This window comes from Cryobacterium sp. TMN-39-2, from assembly GCF_004402745.1.
In the GTDB taxonomy this organism is placed as follows: Bacteria; Actinomycetota; Actinomycetes; order Actinomycetales; family Microbacteriaceae; genus Cryobacterium; species Cryobacterium zongtaii.
In genome coordinates, this window is the sequence record NZ_SOFX01000006.1 from 64,666 (window position 1) to 71,176 (window position 6,511).

The following is a 6,511-nucleotide window of genomic DNA, read 5'->3' on the forward strand; positions in this document are numbered from 1 at the left end:
CGTGGCATCCATCCACAATGCCGCCGCCCCGGCCGGTGGCGTCGGTGGGCGCGGGTAGAGTTGGCGGGTGAGTTGGAACGCCGAGATACCGTGGGATCCTGACGAGTTCGAGCCACCGGACGACTTCGATGCCCCACCGCCCCCAGACCCCTACGGTCAGGGTGGCTTCGCCACGCCCGCGTCCGCCGCCGCCGGCCCGGCCGGCTCCGGTCCCGTCGATTTCGGCCCGCCCGCCGGCGGCGCAACGCTGCTTGCCCCGCCGCCGCCCAAGCGGGCCACCGCCAAGTTCAGCACCGCCGCCGAGGCGCTGCACACGGTCTTCGGCTACGACTCGTTCCGTGGTGAGCAGGCCCAGATCATCGACCAGCTCATCGGTGGCGGCGATGCCGTCGTGCTGATGCCCACCGGTGGCGGCAAAAGCCTCTGCTACCAGATCCCGTCGCTCGTGCGCGAGGGCACCGGCATCGTCATCTCCCCGCTGATCGCACTCATGCAAGACCAGGTGGATGCGCTCACCCTCGTCGGCGTGCGCGCCGCGTTCCTCAACTCCAGCCAGGACTCCGCCGCCCGCAACCAGGTCGAACGTGACTACCTCGCCGGCAACCTCGACCTGCTCTACGTCGCCCCCGAGCGATTGAGCAACGAGGCCACCAAGCGGTTCCTCGATCGCGGCACCATCGCCCTTTTCGCCATCGACGAGGCGCACTGTGTCTCCCAGTGGGGCCACGACTTTCGCCCGGACTATCTCGCGCTGTCCGAGCTCGCCGACCGCTGGCCCGACGTGCCCCGCATCGCGCTCACCGCCACGGCCACCGACGCCACCCACAAGGAGCTCACCGAGCGCCTGCAAATGGGCGAGGCGCAGCACTTCGTCGCCAGCTTCGACCGGCCCAATATCCAGTACCGCATCGTCGGCAAGAACGAGCCGCGCAAGCAGCTGCTCAATTTCATCAAGACCGAGCACCCCACCGACGCCGGCATCGTCTACGCGCTCAGCCGCAAGACCGTCGAGCAGACCGCCGAGTTCCTGCGCGCCAACGGCCTGAACGCCTATCCGTACCATGCCGGCCTCGACCAGGGCCTGCGCGCCCGCACCCAGTCCAGGTTCCTCCGCGAAGAGGGCGTCATCATCGTGGCGACCATCGCGTTCGGCATGGGCATCGACAAACCGGATGTGCGCTTCGTCGCGCACATCGACCTGCCCAAGTCCGTCGAGGGCTACTACCAGGAAACCGGCCGGGCCGGCCGCGACGGCCTGCCATCCACCGGCTGGCTCGCCTACGGCCTGCAGGACGTCGTGCAGCAGCGCCGCATGATCGACGAGTCGCCGGGGGACCTCTCGCACCGCCGCAAGATGAGCGCGCACCTGGACGCCATGCTCGCGCTCTGCGAGACCGTGCACTGCCGGCGGGTCAACCTGCTGCGCTACTTCGGCCAGGCCAGTGAACCCTGCGGCAACTGCGACACCTGCCTCACGCCGCCGGAGGCCTGGGACGGCACCGTTCCCGCCCAGAAACTGCTCTCCACGATCGTGCGCCTGCTGCGCGAACGCAACCAGCGCTTCGGCGCCGGCCAGCTCATCGACATCCTGCGCGGCAAGACCACCCCGCGCACCACCCAGCACAACCACGACCAGCTGGCCACCTGGGGCATCGGCGCCGACCTCACCGACCAGCAGTGGCGGGGAGTCGTGCGGCAGCTGCTCGCGCAGGGGTTCATCGCCACCTCCGGCGAATACGGCACCCTGATCCTCACCGAGGCCGCCGCAGAGGTGCTCGCCGGCAACCGCCCCGTGCAGCTGCGCAGCGAACCCGACAAGCCCGTGAAGCGCACCCCCGCTGCCCGCGCCGCCACCGCCAAGGCCGGCCTCGCCGAGCTCAGCACCGAGCAGGAGGCGCTGTTCCAGGCCCTGCGTGCCTGGCGCAGCACCACCTCACGCCAGCAGGGCGTTCCCGCCTACGTGGTCTTCGGCGACGCCACCCTGGTGGCCGTCGCGGCGGCGAAACCGCGCACGCTGGCGGACCTCGACGGCATCACCGGCGTCGGTGCGAAGAAGCTCGAGTCTTACGGCGAGGCCCTGCTCGAGGTCGTCGCAGCGAACGCTTGACCCACCCGGATCGACGGGGGTGGCGGAGCTCATCCGCCGCCCCTTTTGTGGGCCTTGGTAGGTTGAGTCGCCCCCTTGTTGTAGAAGAGCTACAGTCTGAGTGCGCCGCGCCGCGCCCTTCTTTGTAGCCCCGTCACGCACTATTTCCGCACTCGGCGCCCCCGATCTAACGTGGTCGAACACTCGACTTCCGCGCCGACGTTAGGACCAATGATGGTTGACACTGCCCAGCGCCCCACTCCCGCCCGGCCCGACGCGGTCGGCACCGACACCCGCACCGACACCGGGCCCGTCCGGGTCGCCGGCGACCCGCTCGCCCCGCGCATCGACCTGCCCGCCCTGTCGCGCACCCTGCTCGGCACCTGGGCCGATGTGCGGCTGAAGGCCCGCGAGCTCACCGCCCGCCCTGACCTGCAGCGCATCGAGGGGCAGTCCATGGCGGACCACCGCCTGCGGGTGCTCGGTCAGCTCAAGATCCTCGCCGACAACGGCCACGTGCACCGGGCCTTCCCGAGCTCGCTCGGCGGTTCGGATGACCACGGCGGCAACATCGCCGGATTCGAGGAGCTCGTCACGGCCGACCCGAGCCTGCAGATCAAGGCCGGCGTGCAGTGGGGGCTGTTCGGCGCCGCCGTGCTGCACCTGGGAACCACCGTGCATCACGACACCTGGCTGCCCGACATCATGTCCCTCGCAGTGCCCGGCGTCTTCGCGATGACCGAGACCGGCCACGGGTCGGATGTCGCCGCCATCGGCACCACCGCCACCTTCGACGTGGCCACCGGCGAGTTCGTTGTGCACACCCCGTTCCGGGCGGCCTGGAAGGACTACCTCGGCAACGCCGCCATCGACGGCACCGCCGCGGTGGTCTTCGCGCAACTGATCAGCCTGGGCGTCAACCACGGCGTGCACGCCTTCTACGTGCCCCTCCGCGACGCCACCGGGGCGTTCTTGCCCGGCATCGGAGGCGAGGACGACGGCCTCAAGGGCGGCCTGAACGGTATCGACAACGGCCGGCTGCACTTCGACCAGGTGCGCATCCCGCGCACCAACCTGCTCAACCGGTACGGCGATGTCGCCGTCGACGGCAGCTACTCCAGCCCGATCGGCAGCCCCGGCCGGCGCTTCTTCACCATGCTCGGCACCCTCGTGCAGGGCCGGGTGTCCCTCGACGGCGCCGCCACCCAGGCCTCCGCCCTGGCGCTCACCATCGCCATCCGCTACGGCAGCGAACGCCGCCAGTTCACCGCCGGTAGCGACACCGATGAAGAGGTCATCCTCGACTACCAGCGCCACCAGCGCCGCCTCATCCCGCGCCTGGCCACCGTCTATGCGCAGACCTTCGCGCACGACGAGTTCCTGGTCAAGTTCGACCAGGTGTTCAGCGGCGCCGCGGCCACGGATATCGACAGGCAGGACCTGGAAACCCTCGCAGCGGCCCTCAAGCCGCTGTCCACGTGGAACGCCCTGGACACTCTGCAGGAGGCCAGGGAGGCCTGCGGCGGCGCCGGTTTCCTCGCCGAGAACCGCTTCGTCGGGCTGCGCGCCGACCTCGATGTCTACGCCACCTTCGAAGGCGACAACAACGTTTTGCTGCAGCTGGTGGCCAAGCGTCTGCTCACCGACTACAACCGCAAGTTCGCCGGCGCGGATGCCGGAGCGATGGCCAGGTACGTGGTGCAACAGACCGCGGGGCGCGCCTACCATGGCACCGGCCTGCGCACACTCGGCCAGTCCGTCGCCGACTTCGGCTCCACGGCGCGCAGCGTCGGAGCCCTGCGGGAGACCGGAACCCAACGAGCACTGCTCACCGACAGGGTTGAGACCATGATCGCCGCCATCGCCCAGTCGTTGCGGAACGCCAGCAAGCTGCCCAAGAAGGAGGCGGCCGCTCTCTTCAATTCTCACCAGAACGAGCTGATCGAGGCGGCCCGCGCCCATGCGGAGCTTCTCCAGTGGGAGGCGTTCACCCGCGCTGTCGAGACGACCACCCACGCGGGCACCCGGCAGGTGCTCACCTGGCTGCGCGACCTGTTCGGCCTGCGCCTGATCGAAGAGCATGCGGCCTGGTACCTCATCAACGGACGGCTCTCCGGCAAACGGGCGCTGGCGGTCACGGCGTACATCGACCGCATCATTTCCAGGCTGCGGCCGCACGCTCTCGACCTCGTCGACGCGTTCGGTTACGCCCCCGAACACCTGCGGGCATCGATCGCCACCGGGGCCGAACGCGAACGCCAGGTCGAGGCCCGCGCCTACTACCGAGCACAGCGGGCCGCCGGCACCGCTCCCGTCCCCGAAAAACCGGTCCGCCGCCCCTGACCCGCCGGCCCCGCCCGGTCCGGCCAGAGGATGAGGGGCGGCGCTCCGTAACCATCCGCTCGACGGATGCGGGCGCCGGGTCCGGCGTCATACTCTCGTCTGTGGGGTCGACGCGGCATGCGTTCCGTCCCCGCCGACGGGAAGAGGAACCGGATGATTCAGGCACAGTCCCTGACCAAACGCTACGGAAGCAAGACCGCGGTCGACGCCGTCGACTTCACGGTGCAGCCCGGCCGGGTGACGGGGTTCCTGGGCCCGAACGGGGCAGGCAAGTCCACCACCATGCGTATGATCGTGGGCCTGGACCGGCCCAGCCACGGCTCGGTCACCGTCAACGGCAAACAGTACCGCGAGCACAAGGCGCCCCTGCGCGAAGTGGGGGTGCTGCTCGACGCCAAAGCCATCCACACCGGCCGCAGCGCCTACAACCACCTGCTCGCCATGGCCGCGACACACTCCATCCCGGCCAGCCGGGTCAAGCAGGTCATCGAACTCACCGGACTCGACTCCGTCGCCCGCAAGCGCGTCGGCGGTTTCTCGCTCGGCATGGGCCAGCGCCTCGGCATCGCCGCGGCGCTGCTCGGCGACCCGGCCACGTTGATCCTCGATGAACCCGTCAACGGGCTCGACCCCGAGGGCGTGCAGTGGGTGCGCCATCTGGTGCGCCACCTCGCCGCCGAGGGCCGCACAGTCCTGCTCTCCTCCCACCTGATGAGCGAGATGGCCGTCACCGCGGACCACCTCATCGTGCTCGGCCGCGGCAAGGTCATCGCGGATGCCCCGGTGGCCGAACTGATCGGCGCCGCCACGCGCAAGGTCGTGCGGGTACGCACCCCGTACGCGCCGGAGCTCGCCGCCCTCTTCCAGAGCGCCGACATCACCGTCACCCGCACCGAGGCCGACCTTCTCGAGATCGTCGGCATCACCGCCGCCGACATCGGCAACCAGGCGGCCCGTGCCGGCATTGCCCTGCACGAGCTGACGCCGATCAGCGCGTCGCTCGAGGAGGCCTACATGTCCCTCACCCAGAACGACGTGGAGTACCGCACCGGCGGCACCTCCGATGACCCCGCCGCCGAATACTCGGCCGCCGACCTTACGGAGAGTGTCCGATGACCACGATCGCCCCGGCCCCCGTCCGTGCCTTCGTCCCTTCCGGACCCGGCCTCAGTTTCGGTGGTGAACTGCGCTCGGAGTGGATCAAGCTCCGCACGGTGCGCTCCACCATCTGGTCGTACGCCACCGTCATCGTGATCTCGCTCGGCCTGGCCGCTCTCATGTCGGCCTCCATCGACCTCGCCGGCCGAGAGATCCCCGCCGTCGAACAGGCCACCTTCCTCGCCCAGCCCGCCACCTTCGGCGTCTTCTTTGGTCAACTCGTCGTGGCGGTTCTCGGAGTGCTCGCGATCAGCGGCGAATACAGCACGGGCATGATCCGGTCCAGCATCACCGCCGTTCCCCGGCGGCTGCCGGTGTTGGCGGCCAAGGCCGTGGTGCTCTTCGTCTGCACCTTCGTGGTCGGCCTGATCAGCACCATCGGGTCCTACCTGGTGGCCGCGATGTTCCTCGCCGGTAAGGGCGTCACTGCCAGCCTGGCTGACTCCGACCTGCTGCTCCCGTTGCTCGGTGGGGCGCTGTACCTTGCGTTGGTCGCCGTCTTCGCCCTGGGCATCGGCGCCATGCTGCGCAGCAGCGCCGGCGGCATTGCCGCTTCCCTCGGCATCCTGCTGCTGCTGCCGATCGTGCTGTCGATGATTCCGGCCCAGTGGCTGGCGGACTTGCTCCCGTACCTGATCTCCAACGCCGGCCTCGCCAGCTTCGGGCTGAACGGCTTCACCAGCGCCTCTTTTGAGACCTGGCAGAACATCCTCATCGTGGTGGGCTGGGTGGTCGTCTCGCTGGCCGGCGCCGCGGTGCTGCTCAAACGCCGGGACGCCTGACCTCCTCCCCGCGGTGGCCCGTGCAACCCGCGGCGGCCCGTGCCAGCTGCGGCGGCCCGTGATCTAACACGGGCCGCCGCACGTACGGCGGGCCGCGGCGCGCACCACGGGCCGCGAGACGTCCGCGGCGGCGGCGCGGTGG

At 69.8% G+C, this 6,511-nt stretch carries 4 protein-coding genes; all 4 read left to right on the forward strand.

All coding sequences use genetic code 11. The features are described 5' to 3' along the window. Positions 1-67: 67 nt before the first annotated feature. On the forward strand, positions 68-2,107 hold the full coding sequence (gene recQ / locus E3O57_RS01535; RefSeq protein WP_165787934.1) for a DNA helicase RecQ: 2,040 nt from the start codon (positions 68-70) through the stop codon (positions 2,105-2,107). Positions 2,108-2,320: 213 nt separating this feature from the next. Further along, entirely contained in the window at positions 2,321-4,429 is a 2,109-nt protein-coding gene (locus tag E3O57_RS01540) for an acyl-CoA dehydrogenase (protein ID WP_103479304.1), read from the forward strand. A gap of 153 nt (positions 4,430-4,582) precedes the next feature. Beyond that, the gene (locus E3O57_RS01545) at positions 4,583-5,545 is read left to right on the forward strand and encodes an ABC transporter ATP-binding protein (protein ID WP_103459356.1); all 963 of its coding nucleotides are present in this window, start codon (positions 4,583-4,585) and stop codon (positions 5,543-5,545) included. Then, positions 5,542-6,369, forward strand: a complete 828-nt coding sequence (locus E3O57_RS01550) for an ABC transporter permease subunit (protein WP_103430281.1) — start codon at positions 5,542-5,544, stop codon at positions 6,367-6,369. The genes E3O57_RS01545 and E3O57_RS01550 overlap by 4 nt, the downstream gene beginning before the upstream one ends. The last annotated feature ends 142 nt before the right edge of the window (positions 6,370-6,511 follow it).

Coding starts and splice junctions, on each gene's coding strand:
- E3O57_RS01550 (WP_103430281.1), top strand. CDS start 5,542: ATGACCACGATCGCCCCGGCCCCCGTCCGTGCCTTCGTCCCTTCCGGA.
- E3O57_RS01540 (WP_103479304.1), top strand. CDS start 2,321: ATGGTTGACACTGCCCAGCGCCCCACTCCCGCCCGGCCCGACGCGGTC.
- E3O57_RS01545 (WP_103459356.1), top strand. CDS start 4,583: ATGATTCAGGCACAGTCCCTGACCAAACGCTACGGAAGCAAGACCGCG.